Raw genomic sequence first — 16831 nt, 5'->3', positions numbered from 1 at the left:
GACGCGGCAGAGCGAAGCGATGCTGAGGAGCGGCGCACGATGACCCCGCCCGTAACCGATCGTGACCTGAAACTGACCCGCTGGGTGGCCGTCGTCGCCGGCCTGGTCGGTTTCCTGCTGTCGGTGGCCACCCCGCTGCTGCCGGTGGTGCAGACCACCGCGACGCTGAACTGGCCGCAGCACGGGCAGCTGAACAGCGTCACCGCGCCGCTGATCTCCCAGACCCCGGTGTCGATGACGGTCAAGGCGCCGTGCGCCCTGGTGCGCGAGCTGCCCCCCGAGGGCGGGACGCTGTTGTCCACCGCCCCGGCCAAGGGCAAAGACGCCGCACTGAACGGGCTGTTCATCACCGTCACCGAGAAGCGGGTCGACGTCACCGACCGCAACGTGGTGCTGGCCACGGCGCCGCGGACCAAGGTGGAAGGCCCCGGCTGCACCGACATCGAGGTCACCTCCTCGCATGCCGGCACCTTCGCCACCATCGGCGGGATCACCCAGCGCTACGGCTGGCCCGACCCGAACCTGCGCCCGCAGATCGTCGGGGTCTTCACCGACCTGACCGGCCCCGCGCCGGATGGCCTGTCGCTGACCGCCGACATCGACACCCGGTTCTCCACCAAGCCGACCGCTTTGAAGCGGGCGGCGATCTACGCGGCGATTCTGGCCACCGTGATCGCGGTGCTGGCGCTGTGGCGGCTGGACCGGCTCGACGGGCGGCGGATGCACCGGCTGATCCCGTCCCGCTGGCGGTTCTTCTCCTTGGCCGACGTGGCGGTGGTGTTCGGCTTCCTGCTCTGGTACGTGATCGGCGCGAACTCGTCCGACGACGGCTACATCCTGGGCATGGCCCGGGTGGCCGACCACGCCGGCTACATGAGCAACTACTTCCGGTGGTTCGGCAGCCCCGAGGACCCGTTCGGCTGGTATTACAACCTGTTGGCGCTGATGACGCACGTCTCCGACGCCAGTATCTGGATCCGGTTGCCGGACTTGGTCGCCGGGCTGGTGTGCTGGCTGCTGCTGAGCCGCGAGGTGCTGCCCCGCTTCGGTCCGGCGGTGGCGGCCAGCAAGCCGGCGCTGTGGGCGGCCGGCATGGTGCTGCTGGCGGCGTGGATGCCGTTCAACAACGGTCTGCGGCCCGAGGGGATCATCGCGGTCGGGGCGCTGATCACCTGGGTGCTGGTGGAGCGGGCGATCATCTCCAGCCGGCTCACCCCGGCGGCCTTGGCGATCATCTGCGCGGCGTTCACCCTGGGCATTCAGCCCACCGGGCTGATAGCGGTGGCCGCCCTGCTCGCCGGTGGCCGGCCGCTGCTGCGGATTCTGGTGGGCCGCCATCGCCTGCTGGGCACCTGGCCGCTGGTGGCGCCACTACTGGCCGCCGGGGCCGTCATCCTGACCGTGGTGTTCGCCGACCAGACGATCCGGGCAGTGTTGGAAGCCACCAGGATTCGCACCGCGATCGGCCCCAGCCAGGCCTGGTACACCGAGAACCTGCGCTACTACTACCTGATCCTGCCCACCGTCGACGGCTCGCTGTCGCGGCGCTTCGGATTCCTGATCTGCGCGCTGTGCCTGTTCACCGCGATGTTCATCATGTTGCGCCGCAAGCGGATCGCCGGGGTGGCCAGCGGCCCGGTGTGGCGGCTGATGGGCGTGATCCTGGCGACGATGTTCTCGCTGATGTTCGCCCCCACCAAGTGGGTGCACCATTTCGGGCTGTTCGCGGCGGTGGCCGGGGCGATGGCCGCACTGACCACGGTGCTGGTGTCGCGACAAGTGGTGCGCTGGTCGCGCAACCGGATGGCGTTCGCGGCGGCGGTGCTGTTCGTGCTGGCCCTGTGTTTCGCCACCACCAACGGCTGGTGGTACGTCTCCAGCTACGGGGTGCCGTTCAACGCCGACATGCCGCGGATCGGCGGGATCACGGTCAGCACGATCTTCTTCGCGTTGTTCGCCATCGCCGCCGGCTGGGCGGCGTGGCTGCACTTCGCGCCACGCGACCGCGGCGAGGGCCGGCTGGAGCGGGCACTGACCGCCGCACCGGTTCCGGTGGCGGCCGGCTTCATGGTGTGCGTGTTCGTGGCCTCGATGGTCATCGGCGTCATCCGCGAATACCCCAGTTACTCCAACGGTCTGGCCAACGTGCGCGCATTCGTCGGCGGCTGCGGCCAGGCCGACAACGTGCTGGTCGAACCGGACGCCAACGACGGCGCGCTGACGCCGCTGCCCGGTGAGTACGGCGAACTCGGGCCGCTGGGCGGCGCCGACCCGGTCGGGTTCAGCGCCAACGGGGTGCCGGAGAAGATCGTCGCCGAGTCGCTGCGGATGAGCATCACCCAGCCCGGCACCGACTACGACTGGGACGCCCCGAAGAAATTAACGACAACGGGCATTAATGGTTCCAGGGTCCCTCTCCCTTACGGGCTGGACCCGGCGCGGATTCCACTGGCCGGCAGCTACAGCACCGACGGTCAGCAGGAGTCGAAGCTCACCTCGGCGTGGTACGCGCTGCCCCCCGCCGACGACGCCCACCCGCTGCTGGCGGTGACCGCGGCGGGCACCATCGCCGGCAACAGCGTGCTCAAGGGCTACACCACCGGCCAAGACGTGCAGCTGGAGTACGGGCTGCCCGGCCCCGACGGCGCCGTCGTGCCGGGTGGTCGGCTGGTGCCCTACGACCTGTTCGGCGAGTGGCCGCGGATGTGGCGCAACCTGCGCTACCCGCGCGACCAGATCCCCGCCGATGCAGTCGCGGTTCGCATTGTGGCCGTGGACAAGTCGCTGAACCCGCGGGACTGGATCGCGTTCACCCCGCCGCGGCTGCCCGAGGTCAAGACCATCCAGGAATACCTCGGCTCCGAGCAGCCGGTGCTGCTGGACTGGGCGGTGGGCCTGGCGTTCCCGTGCCAGCACCCGATGCTGCACGCCAACGGTGTCACCGAGGTGCCCAAGTACCGGATCACCCCGGACTACAACGCCAAGAAGCAGGACACCGACACCTGGCAGGACGGGGTCAACGGCGGGCTGCTGGGCATCTCCGACATGCTGCTGCGGGCGCACGTGATGGCGACGTACCTCAACCACGACTGGGGCCGCGACTGGGGCTCGCTGCGCAAGTTCGACGAGATCACCCCGGCCGCACCGGCCGAGCTCGAGTTGGGCAGCGCCACCCGCAGCGGCTGGTGGTCCCCCGGGGAGATCCGCATCAAGGCCTGACCCTCCTAGGCGCGAGCGTGCGTGTTTGCCCCCCGACACGCCGTAATTTCCGTACAACCGTGCACGCTCGCGGCATGGCCGGTACGGCTCAGAACAGGTAGATCACGAAGACCGTCGCGATCAACGCGGCCAGCCAGCCGTCGGTGGCTCGTCTGAGCCAGCGCGGCGCGGTATGGACTTCCATGAAGTGGCCGATGATCATGCGCGACTTGACGAATGTCAGCGCCAGCACCAGCGCGGTGACCGGCACGCTGGCCTGCGCGGTATGGGTGATGTGCGCCGGCGCCAAAGTCCAGGATCCGATGGTGATCGCCACCAGCACGAGCCAGACGCGGGTCAACGACCGCTCGGTGTCGTGTCGATGTTCGCGGTAGCCGAAGACCGTCATGCTCACCTCATCACGTAGAGCAGGCCGAAGATGATGACCCACAACAGATCCACCATGTGCCAGTACATCGCTGCCGACTCGACCACCATGAGCCGGCGCCGACCGGGGTTATTGAGCTCCCGGACGACCACGCCGAGGGCAATCAGTCCGATCACCACGTGCACCAGGTGCACACCGGTGATCACGTAGTAGAACGAGAAGAACAAGTCGGAGTTGGTGTGTCCGGCGCTGATCTTGGCGGCCCATTCGTAGCTCTTGAGCACGATGAACAACACCCCGCCGCCCGCCCCGGAATAGACGAACCGCACCGCCGAGCGGTGGTTTCCGGCCCTGGCGGCCAGCACGCTGCGCGCTACAAACCAGGAACTGGTCAGCAGCACCACCGTGTTGATCACACCGATGTTGACGTTGAGATGTTGTTGGGCCGCAAGGAAGTCGGCTGGATTCATGGTTCGGAAGACCATGAAGATGATGAAGTAGCCGGTGAAGATCAGCAGATCGCCCAGCACCATCACCCAGATGTGGCCGTCGCCCGGCACTCGGGTTTCCGTTGTGGTCGGAGCGTCACGTTGCAGCATGGGTTTCCTTCCGGTGCTTCAGTCCAGGCCTGGCGAGTCGACCGGCTCACCGATGGTGGCCGCCCGCAGCACGAAGATCAGCGCACCCAGCCACACCGAGAACACCACGACCGCCCACCAGAGGCTGAGCACACCATTCCAAGCGAGGGGCCCGGAGTAGAACAGGAAGAACTGGGTGGCGATCACCTCGGTGATGACCTGCCAAACGGTCACGTAGCCAAACCATTTCGGGAAGACGCCGTTCTTGTCGTAGAGCACGGCGATGGCTAGCACCACGTAGGCGGTGGTGAAGCATCCCAGCGACCCGTTGTAGGACAGGTTGCCCAGGTCGTAGAGCCAGCCGATGAGCTCCGGATCGCGGTCGGGCCGAAACGTCGCGGTCAGGTAGCAGACCCCGACCAGAAGGAACCCCGGCAGGGCGCCGACGCTCATGGCGGCGATGTAGCCGTAGCCGAACACCGACCCCACCGACATCCGTTTCATGTGGTACAGGACGAGGCCGTTGGTGAGCGGGGCGCCGCCCAGCAGGATCAGCAGCAGTACGAACCCGATCTGGATGGTCAGGTGATGTTCGGTGAAGAACGCGACCTTCCCGGCGGTGGTGACGTCCGGCCGCGGCGGCGGCGTCACCCGCGTCAGCACGCAGATGATGACACCGAAGACGGCGTACCAGACCGGGAAGAACCAGGTCAGAAAGCGCACATCGGGTTTGCCGGCCGGGACGCCGTCCGTTGTTGTGATGTACCGGTCGGGGGTCAGCAGGTTCACCCGGCCACCACTCCCTCGGCCACCGCCTGGCGCAGCACTGCACGACGCAGCACGAAGAACATCACCACGACGAACGCCGCGAACGCCCCGTTGCGCAACCAGAACGACAGCAGCCCATCCCAGGCCAGCGGTCCGGTCTGCCAGACCGCCGCGCCTGCCGCCGGGGTGATCGCCACACCGGTGGCCAGCGAGTAGGCCCCGACCCAGCGCGGGAAGACCGGGTCGGGTCCGTCGTCGAAATGGACCGCGGCGGCCAGCAGCAAAAACTGTGCCAGCACCATCCCGATGGGTGCGATGAACACGATCCAGGCCAGGTCGTTGAGCAACAAGGTCAGTTCCGGGTTGCGGTCCGGACGAAACGCCGCGACCAGGAAGAAGACGTTCGACAGCGCGAAAATGGTGGCGCCGCTGACGATCGCGGTCAGGTAGCAGTAGGCGAAGATGTGGCTCTGGGTCTTCATGCGCTTCATCTGGACCACGATCACCATGAAGAACGGCAGCAGCATGATCCCGCACAGGTTGAAGGTGATCTGGCTGAACCGGATCCAGTCGGTGTGCTCGGCGTAGTAGCGAGCGACCTGTTCGGCGGTCAGGGTGGGAGACATCGGGGGCCAGAAACCGGGAAACGCCAGCAGCGCGACCACCAGCACAGCACCGACCGCCGGACCGGTCCACAAACTGACCCACTGGGCTTTGATGTTGCCCGCGCTCGGCAGGTCTTGAACTTCCTGGAGAATCTGCACCGAACCCCTCCGAGGTGACTTGAGTCAGCTGTTCGGCAGTGCCTGACGACCAGCCGCATTTCATCGGCAACCAGTCATGGGCGTTGCCATGCCCCTGATTAAGCCACCCGTACCGTAGCCCGCCCCGACTCCGATGCCAAGGATTGTTCTGATTTGAGTCAGTTATCCCATGGTCTACACTTGACCGGACCCGTCCGCCGAACCCGGAGATCACCGGAAGTGCCGAGCCCGAAGTCCGATAGTCGGAGCCGCAAAGGTCTGCAGACCCGTGAACGGCTGCTGGGTGCGGCCCTCGCCGAGTTCAAGCGCGCCGGCATGGCCGGCGCGGACATCGGCGCCGTCGTCGCGGCGGCGGGCGTGGCCCACGGCACGTTCTTCTTTCACTTCCCCACCAAAGAACACGTCTTGCTGGAGCTGGAACGCCGCGAGGAAGAACGGATGGCCGCCGAACTGGAGCGTTTCTTCGCCACCGAGCACGACGTCCGGGCCACCCTGGCGCAGATCGTGCACGTGCTGGAGAAGTTGGAACGCCGCCTCGGCGGTCACCTCTTCAAAGAACTTTTGGTGCTGCACTTTTCGCCCACCCGGCCGCCGGCTGAGGAGTGGCCCACGCACCCGGTGATCGTCGCGGTCATCGAGGAACTGCAGCGGGCCCGCGACCGCGGCGAGATCCCGGCCGACGTCGACGTCATGCACAACGGCATATCGTTTCTGGTCGGGCTCTACGCCCTGCTCATCACGATCCCCGAAGCCAATGAGGTCCGGGCCCCGGTGATCGAGGAATACCTGACCACCTACATGTACGGCATGCGGGTGATCACACCCTGATCCGCGGGCCGGCCACACCGGTGAGTTGCGGGACGCCGCGGAAACCGGCGGGCGTCCGCTGCTGCGGCCGGAGGTACTTGTCGACAGCCCACACCGCTTCGACCGCCGCATTTCGGCTCATCCCGGGCGGCCGGCCCGCGGCCAGCGCCGACAGCTCCCGCTCGAGTTCACCCTGGACACCAGGAATACCCGTACCGCGCAACGAGTACCCGACCGTCTCCGGCAGGAAGCGCAGCGCGCCGAGCCCGATCAGCGCCGCCAGCACCAGGTAGGCGGCCGGAAACAGTTGCCACCCGGTGCGGTCGATGACCGAGTCGGCCACCACCGGTGCCGTGCCACCGAACACCGCCACCGCCGCGTTATCGGCGATCGCGAACCCCGCGTAGCGCACCTGGGTGGGAAACAGGGCCGGGAACGTCGCCGACACCGTCGCCAGCGGCGCCGCGAACAGCACGCTCAAAACCGTGAAACCTACTATCGCCCATACGAATCCCCGGCCCATCAGCCAGTACATCGGCAACGCGAGCGCCGCGAATCCCAGCAACGAGGCACGCCACAGCGGTTTGCGCCCTATCCGGTCCGAACACATGCCGGCGAACGGGATGCAGGCCATCATCGCCAGCTCACCGATCAGCACCACCGTGGTGCGGCTGCGCTCGTCGAGTCCGGCCGTGGCGTGCAGATAGGTCGGCTGGTAGGTCACCAAGGTGTAGTCGATGATGTTGAGCACGACGAGCAACGCGAAGGTCACCGCGATCGGCCGGGTGTAGTTGGTCAGCAAGTCCACCAGCCGATCCCAGGCCGACCCGGTGATCTCGTCGCAGGCAACGCATTCGGTGAATACCGGGGTCTCTTCCATCCGGCTGCGCATCACCAGGCCCACTACCCCCAGCGGCAGGGCCAGCAGGAATGGGATTCGCCATCCCCAGGCTGCCATCTGGTCATGGGTGAGCATTGCCTCCATCGCGAGCACGACCGCGCTGCCGCCGACGAATCCGGCCACCGCCCCGAACTCGAGGAAGCTGCCGTAGATTCCTCGTTTGGCGTCGGGCGCGCTTTCGGCCATGAATGTTGCGGCACCGCCGTATTCGCCGCCGGTGGAGAATCCCTGGACCACGCGCAGCGCGATCAGCAGGCCCGGCGCCCACCAGCCCGCCGTCGCATAGGTGGGCAGCACTCCGATGAGCGTGGTGGCCACCGCGATCAGCAAAATGGTGGCGACCAGCACCGATTTCCGCCCGAACCGGTCCCCGATCGGCCCCCAGATCATGCCGCCGAGCGGGCGCAACACAAACGACACCGCAAAGCCGAGCATGGTGCCGAGGTTGCCCAGAGTGCCCGGAAAGAAAGCCCCGGTCAGGTAAGTCGCCACGACGGCGTAGACGCCGTAGTCATACCATTCGGTGGCGTTACCGACCGCCGAGGCCATGATGGCCTTACGCAGCACGCGATTACGCTCATCCGCGGCGGTTCGGCGCTTTCCTCCAACCGGCGTCGGCGGCCGCGGCGCCGGTAGCAGCAAGCTCATCGCTGCCCGTCGCTATGACACACGCCATCCCCCTCATCGCGCCACCGGAATTGCTGTCGACGATCCGCGCAGGCGGAAACCACATTGCGGCTCCGACCAATTGGAGCCTCGGCAGCCAGCCTTGCGTGGGATCGCCTGCGGGAAACGATAATTGCTTTGCGACGAAAGTGGCCGGTGTTGCTGAAGCGTTACGCAACACTTACTCGCCCGAGACCGGGTATCGGCTGCGTCGGGCGCCGCGATGTGCGTCGACGCGCCCTGCCAGCGTGCGCAGTTGTACGCTGCGGCTCGGCGTGTCTTGAACAAACACGCACTTTCGCGCGAAGGGGGGAGGGCTCGCGGGAAGGGGAGGCTCGCGGAAGAAGCAACCTAGCCGGGAACGGAGAACAGGCCACCCACCAGCGAGGACCACATCATGTTCGTCAGCCCGGCGAGCAGGTCCGACACCGACGGGTCGTCCGAGCCCGCGACGCCCGCGCCGAAGCCCGCGTCCAACAGGCCCGCCAGCGCGGGGTTGTCGACCAGGGCCGGGATGGCAGCGAGGTCATAGGTCGCGGGGTTCATCAGGTCGGCGACGAAGGCATCCCAGCCGGTCTGCGCCGCCCTGGCAAGCGCGTCGGAGACCTCCGCCCAGTCCATATCCGGCCCGTCCACCGACACCGGCGTCGGCACGTCGGGCGGGCCGTCGTTCCAGCCGTGATCGATGCTGCCGTAGCCCAGGTTCACCAGGATCCGCATGGTCGGTTCCATCAGGTCGTAGAGCGGCTGCCCGATGATCGGCACGAACAGTAGCGGCCACAGCAGCGGCAGGTACTCACTGGGGATCATGTAGGAGTTGATCAGGCTGTCGGGGCTGGACTCCAGCAGCGTCGCCTCCGCGAGCTGCTCGGGAGTCAACCCCAGGTACGCGATGTGCTGGGTGGCCAAACCCATGAGGGCGTTCAAGCTGGACAGCAGGTTCATCGGATAGCGCGGGAAATCGGCGTATCCGTCGTACTCCAGGGTGTAGATGTCGGTGGGGTACAAGTCATTCGGCGTCGGGTTGCCCAATGTGACCCCGCCCTGCTCCAGGGAGTCGAAGATGCCCGGCATGTTGGCGAATCCCACCAGCATGCCGCCGTTGGGGTAGGCCGAATCGCCGATCAACACGAAGTGCACGGCCGAAGGCGGCACCCCGGCATCGTCGAGCTGCTGCATCGCCAGGGTGGTCAGGGCGGCGCTCTGCGAATAGCCGAACACGGTCACCGGGTGCTCGGCGTCGGCCTGCCCGTCGGCGAGCAACCCCTGCACCCGGTCGACCAGGATCTGCGCGCCCTCGGCCAGCGAGCTGTCCAGGTTGTAAGGCGACGCGGGCGTGGTCAGCACCTCGAGTTCGCCGGCGAATCCGCGCGGCTGCAGAAACAGCGCATCCACGGTGTCGGCGTACTGCTGGCTCGGCGTCGGGATCATGCTGGGGCCCATGATCAGCGCGACGTTCGACCCCGCGAGCGCCTCGCTGCCTGCCGACAGCAGCACACCGGCATGATCGGGCACCGAAGACGGTGATGTCAGCTGCGGGGCGACGCTGAGGCCGGCCACCAGGGTGACGGCGCCCAGTGCGGCCCGCAGGCTTGGGGTGCGGCCTCCGGACGGTGCCGCGACTGCATCAACCATCCAGCATTCCTCGCCGCGCTCGCAGGTCCGCAGATCAACGGGCCGTTGTCGACTGGATGATTTCAATCACAGTCTGTTATGTCAAATTTAGTTTTCTCGCATGGCGATACAACGCGTGACCAGGCGTTTGCCGAAGCGCCGACCGAGCCGGTCAAAAAAAGCTGAGCGTTAACTTAATGCGACGACGGCGCCGGCGACGCGCGCAGGCGGACCTAGATCGGCAGCAACCCGTGCTTGCGCTGCACCTTGCGGGTGTTCTGCTTGTCGACGAGCAGGCGCAGCGACTTGCGCAGCAGCAGCCGGGTCTCGTGCGGCTGGATCACGCCGTCGATGTAGCCGCGCTCCGCGGCGACCCACGGAATCGCCATGTTCTCGTTGTAGCCGTTGATGAAGTCCTGCTTGACCTTCTGGGCCTCCGGCGTGGTCGGGTCCGGGAACCGCTTCATCAGCAGCTGTGCCGCACCCTCGGCCCCGATCACGGTGATCCGGGCCGTCGGCCAGGCGAAGTTGAGGTCGGCGGAGAGCTGCTTGGAGCCCATCACCGCGTACGCCCCGCCATAGGACTTGCGAATGGTGATGGTCACCTTCGGCACGTCGGCCTCGACCACCGCATTGAGGAACCGGCCGCCGCGCTTGATGATCCCGCCCTTCTCCTGCTCTACACCGGGCAGGAATCCGGGGGTGTCGACGACGAACACCAGCGGCAGGTTGTAGGAGTCGCAGAACCGGATGAAGCCCGCCGCCTTGTCCGACGCTTCGTTGTCGATGGCGCCGGACATGTACATCGGCTGGTTGGCGATCACCCCGACCGGATGCCCGTCGACCCGGGCGAAGGCGGTGATGATCGCCTGCCCGCGCTGCTGCCCGACCTCGAAGATGTCACCGTCGTCGAAGATCCGCAGCAGGATCTCGTGCATGTCGTAGGCGGTGTTGTCGGAGTCGGGCACGATGGCGTCCAGCTCCAGATCGTGCGGGGTGATCTCCGGCTCCAGGCCCGGGTTGATGATGGGCGGGTCGTCAAAGGTGTTGGACGGCAGGAACGACAAGTAGTCGCGGACGTACTGGAAGGCCGCCGCCTCGTCCTCGACCACCTGGTGGATGTTGCCGTAACGCGCCTGGGCGTCGGCGCCGCCGAGCTCGTCGAGGGTGACGTCCTCACCGGTGACGTCCTTGATGACGTCCGGCCCGGTGACGAACATGTAGCCCTGATCCCGCACCGCCACGACGAGGTCGGTCTGGATCGGCGAATATACCGCTCCCCCAGCGCATTTGCCCAGAATGATGGAGATCTCCGGAACCAGCCCGCGCAGCAGTTCGTGGCGGCGTCCCAGCTCGGCGTACCAGGCCAGTGAGGTCACCGCGTCCTGGATGCGGGCGCCGGCGGAGTCGTTGATGCCGATCATCGGGCAGCCGGTCTTGGCCGCCCACTCCATCAGCGCGGCCACCTTGCGGCCGAACATCTCCCCGACCGAACCCTGGAACACGGTCTGGTCGTGGCTGAACACGCAGACCGGGCGGCCGTTGATCCGGCCGTGGCCGGTGACCACGCCGTCGCCGTAGAGCGCGTTCGGGTCGCCGGGGGTCTTGCACAGCGCGCCGATCTCCAGGAAGGTGCCGGGGTCCAGCAGCGCGTGAATACGGGCGCGGGCACTCGGGATGCCCTTCTTCTCACGCTTGGCGACGGCCTTCTCACCGCCGGGTTCCTTGGCCAGCTCCAGCTTTTCGCGGAGTTCGACCAGGAGTTCGGCGGTGGTCTTCGACGGGACGGGTGGCGGGAGCTGGCCGGTCACGCGGGCCTACTTTCCTTCGATGCGGTTGAGCGCCTCGCTCATGTGTGCGCCCACTTTGGCAATGTACGGCTCATCGATGGCCTGGATGTGCTCGCCCCCGATCGGCACGATCTCGAGGTCCTTGATGTATTCGCCCCAGCCGCCGTCGGGCTTGCGGGTCGCGTACGCGGGCTCGAAAACGATGGCGTCGTCGTGGTAGCGGTCGGCCATGTACAACGTGACGTGCCCGTCGTAGGGCTGGATCTCGATGGTGTCCAAGGCGCGGTTGTCCAGGTAGGAGGTGCGCTGGTGCTCGATGATCCCGCCCGGGATCTGCACCCCGCTCTGCGCGACGACGTCCAGCACGAACTTCACCTGACCCTCGTCGTCGAGCTTCTCCAGCTCCTCGTAGGGGATCTCGGGAACCTCGACGTTGAAGGTGCGCTCGGCGAATCGCGCGTAGCGGTCCCAGCGCGCGCGCATCCCCTCCTTGCTCTGGTCGATCGGCTCGCCGGGCAGCACCAGGTCGATCAGGCCGACGTAGCGCACGTCGGCGCCGGCGCGGGTGAGCCCGATCGCGCACGCGTAGGCCAGCGCCCCGCCCAGCGACCAGCCGGCCAGCGCGAACGGGCCGTCGTGCATCTCCAGCAGCTTGGGCACGTACTCCGCGGCGCGCTCCTCGATGGAGCCCTCCACCCGCTCGAAGCCGTACACCGGGGTGTCCGCGGGCAGGCGCTTCATCAGCGGCTCGTAGACCACGGTGGAGCCGCCCGCCGGGTGGAACACGAACAACGGCAGACTCGACGAGCCTTCCTTGGGCGCCCGCAGGGTGCGGACGAAACCGTCCACCACACCTTCTTCGAGCTGGTCGCGGACGACGGTCGCCAGGCCCTCGATGGTGGTGGCCGATTTGACGTCGTCGACGGTGATGATGCCCTCGGCCCGCTCCGACAGCCGTGCGGCGAGCTTCTCGGCCAGTTCATCGTCGAGTGCGGGCAGCTCGTTGAAGATGCCGCCCGGTGACTTGCCGGTGACGATCGCCCAGGTCGCGAACGTGACCCGCTCGGCGGCGTCCCGCGGCGGCACGTCGGCACCGAGCGCCTCGGTCACCGCCTCCTGAGTGAGGACCTTGGCGGCCGCCGCCGCGGCCGTCGCCTTGGCCACACCGCTGGGGCCCTCGGGGTTGGTGGGCGGCGGCGGGATCGGCGCGCCACCCGGGCCCGACGGATCGGTCGGCGGCGGCGGGATCGGGATGTCCGACGCGGGCGGTGCCTGGGTCTCCGGCTCGGCCTGCGGATCCGGTGCCGGGGCGGTCACGCTGGCCACCGTGGCACCGGAGAGCAGCGCGGCCTGCTCGGCGGCGATCTCCTCCGGCGTCTGGGTCTTCTGGTGCTCGTGCAGCGCCTCGACCTCGTCGCGGTGCTCGACCGCGTAGCGGATCATCTCCTCGACGTTGTAGAGGTTCGCGTCACGCACCGCGGTCAGCTGGATCGGCGGCAGGTCGAAGTCGTATTCGACCCGGTTCTTGATCCGCACGGCCATCAGCGAGTCCAGACCCAGCTCGATCAGCGGCACCTCCCACGGCAGGTCCTCGGGCTCATACCCCATGGCACCGCCGACGATCGCGCCCAATCGGTCGGCGATGGTCTCGCCGGAGTCCGGTGACCACTTGGCGAAGCCGGCGGCCAGCCCGGCGCCGGCGGTCAGGTTGTCGTGCAGGATCTCGGCGTCGTCCACCTCGGTTTCAACCGGCGTCGCAACGGTTTCCGCCGTCACCACGGTGCCCGCACCGACCGCCATCGGCAGCGCCACGGCACCCTCACCGCCGCGCGAGACCAAGGCGTCGTAGACCAGCGTGAACGACTCGCCGATGCGCGAGTGCACCTGCACGGCCGCCCCGCCGGGGTGCCGGGTCAGCGTCGTCACCAGCCGGGAACCCTCGGCCGGCACCGCACGCTGCTCGGAGGCCACCAGCTTGGCGTCCGGAAGTACCGCCGCCGCAGCGGATTTCACCAGTGCGGCCAGATCGGTCTCACCGCGCACGGCGTATTCGAAGACGTGCCGGCCGTCCGGGGTCGCGATGTGCGAACCGGGCATGACACCGGTGGCGTCGCCGGAGAAGTGCGCGTCGAGCCAGTGCTCCTTGCGCTTGAACCGGGTCGGCGGGATGTTGGCGAACTCCTCCGGGCTGACCGGTCCCTCGGCGCGCCTCGGGAACAGCGTGCGCATGTCCAGGTCGTGGCCGTGGACATACAGCTGGGCCATCGCCATCGTCATCGAGTCGACTTCGTCGGCCTTGCGGGCCAGCGTGGCGATCAGCTGCGCGTCGGGCAGGCCGGCGTCGGCGGTGGTCAGCCCCACCTGCATCAGCGCCACCGGGTTGGGTGCCAGCTCCAGGAAGGTGGTGTAGCCGTTGTCGACGGCGTTGCGCACTCCGTGGGTGAAGTACACCGAGTGGCGCAGGCCCTTCTTCCAGTAGTCGACGTCGTGGATCGGCTCGGCGCCCGGACGGATGTAGGTGCCCTCGTGCACGGTGGAGAAGTAGTTGCATTGCAGCGGCATCGGCTCGATGCCTTGGAGATCCGCGGTGAATTCGCCGAGCAGCGGGTCCATCTGGGCGGTGTGGCTGGCGCCCTTGGTCTGGAATTTACGGGCGAAGCGGCCCTCGGCCTCGGCGCGGGCGATGATCGCGTCGACCTGCTCGGGCGGTCCGCCGATCACGGTCTGGGTGGGTGCGGCGTAGACGCAGACCTCCAGGTCCGGGAAGTCGGCGAAGACGGTCTTGATCTCCTCGGCGGAGTACTCCACCAGCGCCATCAGCCGGATGTACTCGCCGAACAGCATCGCCTCGCCCTCGCCCATCAGCCGGGCGCGCGGCACGATGATCCGGACGGTGTCGCGCAGCGACAGGCCGCCGGCGAAGTACGCGGCGCCCGGTTCGCCCAGCGACTGGCCGATCATCGCGGCCGGCGCGGCGCCGTGCGCGCGGAGCAGTTCGCCCAGCGCGATCTGGATCGCGAAGATCACCAGCTGGACCGCTTCGATCGGGTATTCGACGGTGTCGCCGGTGTAGTCCACCGCGTCGTCGAGGATCATCTCCAGGATCGAGATGCCGCGTTCGTCCTGGATCAGCGCGTCGACGCGTCCGATCCACTCGGCGAAGATCGGGTCGCGCAGGTAGAGCTCTTTGCCCATCTTGCGGTGTTGGGCACCGAATCCGGCGAGCACCCACACCGGCCCGTTGGTCACCGGACCGTCGGCGGAGTAGATGTTCGGCTTGGACTTGCCCTCGGCGACCGCCCGCAGACCGGCGATGGCCTCGTCATGGTCGTGGGCCAGAACCACTGCGCGCGAACGCCCGTGGTTGCGCCGCGACAGGGCCCGCCCGATCGACTCCAGCGAAGTGGCCCGGCCCTCCTCGCTGTCGATCCAGTCGGCCAACTCGGCGGCGGCGGCCTTCTTGCGTGAGGTCAAAAAGGCGGAGACGGCCAGCGGGATCAGCGGTTGGGCGGGCTCGCGCGCGGCCAGCTCGGCCAGCGCGGCCTCCTTGAGCCGCAACGCCTCCTCGGTCAGGCCCGGCAGTTCGTACTCCGGCTCCTCCGTGGGGCCCTCGGGCGCGATGAACTCGCCGTACTCGTCGAAACGGGGCGTCTCGTGCTCGAGCACCGGGTCCTCTTCGGCGGCAACTGATTCCGGCGCTGATTCCTCGGGGGCTTCCTTTTCCACCACGTCGCGCGGCAGCACCTCGCGCACCACCAGGTGCGCGTTCGCCCCGCCGAACCCGAAGCCGGAGACACCGGCTACCGCATAGCCGCCGTAGCGCGGCCAGTCGGTGGCGGTGTCGGCGACCTTGAGGTGGGTGGCGTTGAAGTCGATGTAGGGGTTGGGCCCGGCGTAGTTGATCGACGGCGGGATCTTGTCGTGCTGCAGCGCGAGCACGATCTTGGCCAGGCTGGCCGCTCCGGCGGCCGACTCCAGGTGTCCTACATTGGATTTCACCGCACCCAGCAGTGCGGGCTTGTCGGCGGCGCGGCCGCGGCCGACCACCCGGCCCAGCGCCTCGGCCTCGATCGGGTCACCCAGGATGGTGCCGGTGCCGTGCGCCTCGATGTAGTCGACGGTGCGCGGGTCGATGCCGGCGTTCTTGTAGGCCTTGCGCAGCACCGCCTCCTGCGCGTCCGGGTTGGGGGCCAGCAGGCCGTTGGAGCGACCGTCGTGGTTGACCGCCGAGCCGGCGATCACCGCCAGGATCTGGTCGCCGTCGCGGCGGGCGTCCGAGACCCGCTTGAGCACCAGCACGCCGCCGCCCTCGGCACGGGAGTAGCCGTCGGCGTCCGAGGAGAACGACTTGATCCGGCCGTCCGGCGAGAGCACCCCGCCGACCTCGTCGAAGCCGACCGTCACCAGCGGGGTGATCAGTGCGTTGACCCCGCCGACGATTGCCACATCGGCCTCGCCGTTGCGCAGCGCCTGCACACCTGAATGGGCGGCGACCAGCGACGACGAGCACGCGGTGTCCACCGTCACCGACGGTCCGCGGAAGTCGTAGAAGTAGCTCACCCGGTTGGCGATGATCGAGCTCGAGTTGCCGGTGATGGCATACGGGTGGGTGACGCTCGGGTCTGACAGCGCCAGGTTCTGGTAGTCGGCGTTGGTCGAACCCATGTACACCGCGACGGCCTCGCCGCGCAGGGACGACGCCGGGATGCGGGCGTGTTCGAGTGCCTCCCAAGTCAATTCGAGAGCCATCCGCTGCTGCGGGTCGATGTTGTCGGCTTCCATCTTCGACAGCGCGAAGAACTCGGAGTCGAAGCCCTTGATGTCGGACAGGTACCCGCCGCGGGTGCGGGCCTTGCCGACCCGCTCGGCGATCCGCGGCTCCTCCAGGAACTCCGACCAGCGGCCCTCCGGCAGGTCGGTGATCGCGTCGAACCCGGCCAGCAGCTTCTGCCAGGTCTCCTCGGGGGAGTTCATGTCGCCGGGGAAGCGGGTGGCCAGACCGACCACCGCGATGTCCTCGACGTCGGCCTCGCGTGACCAGTCCTCGTCGCCGGAATGGTCGACGACCACCGGCTCGCCCTCGATGATCACGGTGGCCAGCGCCTCGATCGTCGGGTGCCGGAACGCCACCGTGGCCGACAGCGTCACGCCGGTGAAGTCCTCGATGTCCGACGCCATCGCCACCGCGTCACGCGAGGACAGCCCCAGTTCGATCAGCGGAGCGGTCTCGTTGATCTTCTCCGGTGACTGCGCGGTGGCGTTGGCCACCCAGTTGCGCAGCCAGGCCCGCATGTCGGCGACGGTCAGGTCGGTGCGGCTGGTGCCGCGCAGGATTGCGTCATCGCCGGTCATCTGCG

At 67.7% G+C, this 16831-nt stretch carries 10 protein-coding genes; 2 read left to right on the top strand and 8 right to left on the bottom strand.

Features of this window, described 5'->3' with window-relative positions:
• Positions 1–39: 39 nt before the first annotated feature.
• Positions 40–3219, top strand: a complete 3180-nt coding sequence (locus BST28_RS03915) for an arabinosyltransferase domain-containing protein (RefSeq protein WP_083080051.1) — start codon at positions 40–42, stop codon at positions 3217–3219.
• An 88-nt stretch (positions 3220–3307) separates the two neighbouring features.
• Here the strand turns inward: BST28_RS03915 and BST28_RS03910 are convergent, their stop codons facing one another.
• The 4 genes from BST28_RS03910 to BST28_RS03895 are packed head-to-tail and all read right to left on the bottom strand — an operon-like array spanning position 3308 to position 5696.
• Positions 3308–3607, bottom strand: coding sequence for a cytochrome C oxidase subunit IV family protein (locus tag BST28_RS03910; RefSeq protein ID WP_065287107.1), 300 nt, complete (start codon positions 3605–3607; stop codon positions 3308–3310).
• Between the two features lie 2 nt (positions 3608–3609).
• On the bottom strand, positions 3610–4185 hold the full coding sequence (locus tag BST28_RS03905; RefSeq protein WP_083080002.1) for a cytochrome c oxidase subunit 3 family protein: 576 nt from the start codon (positions 4183–4185) through the stop codon (positions 3610–3612).
• Between the two features lie 18 nt (positions 4186–4203).
• Positions 4204–4953, bottom strand: a complete 750-nt coding sequence (locus BST28_RS03900; RefSeq protein WP_083080000.1) for a hypothetical protein — start codon at positions 4951–4953, stop codon at positions 4204–4206.
• Positions 4950–5696: a hypothetical protein gene (locus BST28_RS03895; protein ID WP_083079999.1), complete on the bottom strand. Its 747-nt coding sequence runs from the start codon at positions 5694–5696 to the stop codon at positions 4950–4952. The genes BST28_RS03900 and BST28_RS03895 overlap by 4 nt, the downstream gene beginning before the upstream one ends.
• Before the next feature lie 219 nt (positions 5697–5915).
• Between BST28_RS03895 and BST28_RS03890 the strand changes: the two genes are divergently transcribed.
• Positions 5916–6524 (top strand): TetR family transcriptional regulator, encoded by a 609-nt coding sequence (locus BST28_RS03890; RefSeq protein ID WP_083079997.1) that lies wholly within the window; start codon positions 5916–5918, stop codon positions 6522–6524.
• Here BST28_RS03890 and BST28_RS03885 read toward each other — a convergent pair.
• From BST28_RS03885 to pks13, 4 genes are all read right to left on the bottom strand, one after another.
• Complete coding sequence (locus BST28_RS03885) at positions 6514–8052, bottom strand: MFS transporter (protein ID WP_019737263.1); 1539 nt, start codon at positions 8050–8052, stop codon at positions 6514–6516. The genes BST28_RS03890 and BST28_RS03885 overlap by 11 nt on opposite strands.
• Before the next feature lie 369 nt (positions 8053–8421).
• Positions 8422–9705 carry a PE-PPE domain-containing protein gene (locus BST28_RS03880; protein WP_083079996.1) on the bottom strand — a complete coding sequence of 428 codons (1284 nt, stop codon included), beginning with the start codon at positions 9703–9705 and terminating at the stop codon, positions 8422–8424.
• 212 nt (positions 9706–9917) lie between these two features.
• The gene (locus BST28_RS03875; RefSeq protein ID WP_065287101.1) at positions 9918–11495 is read right to left on the bottom strand and encodes an acyl-CoA carboxylase subunit beta; all 1578 of its coding nucleotides are present in this window, start codon (positions 11493–11495) and stop codon (positions 9918–9920) included.
• A gap of 6 nt (positions 11496–11501) precedes the next feature.
• Positions 11502–16826 carry a polyketide synthase Pks13 gene (gene pks13 / locus BST28_RS03870; RefSeq protein WP_083080049.1) on the bottom strand — a complete coding sequence of 1775 codons (5325 nt, stop codon included), beginning with the start codon at positions 16824–16826 and terminating at the stop codon, positions 11502–11504.
• Positions 16827–16831 lie beyond the last annotated feature (5 nt).

Source organism: Mycolicibacter kumamotonensis (assembly GCF_002086285.1).
GTDB lineage: Bacteria > Actinomycetota > Actinomycetes > Mycobacteriales > Mycobacteriaceae > Mycobacterium > Mycobacterium kumamotonense.
The sequence above is the reverse complement of the archived record's forward strand: the minus strand, read 5'-3'. Positions and strand labels throughout refer to the sequence as shown.

Excerpts from the sequence above, each read along its gene's own strand:
- BST28_RS03905 (WP_083080002.1), bottom strand. The coding sequence starts at position 4,185 with ATGCTGCAACGTGACGCTCCGACCACAACGGAAACCCGAGTGCCGGGC.
- BST28_RS03885 (WP_019737263.1), bottom strand. The coding sequence starts at position 8,052 with ATGAGCTTGCTGCTACCGGCGCCGCGGCCGCCGACGCCGGTTGGAGGA.
- BST28_RS03880 (WP_083079996.1), bottom strand. The coding sequence starts at position 9,705 with ATGGTTGATGCAGTCGCGGCACCGTCCGGAGGCCGCACCCCAAGCCTG.
- BST28_RS03910 (WP_065287107.1), bottom strand. The coding sequence starts at position 3,607 with ATGACGGTCTTCGGCTACCGCGAACATCGACACGACACCGAGCGGTCG.
- BST28_RS03915 (WP_083080051.1), top strand. The coding sequence starts at position 40 with ATGACCCCGCCCGTAACCGATCGTGACCTGAAACTGACCCGCTGGGTG.
- pks13 (WP_083080049.1), bottom strand. The coding sequence starts at position 16,826 with ATGACCGGCGATGACGCAATCCTGCGCGGCACCAGCCGCACCGACCTG.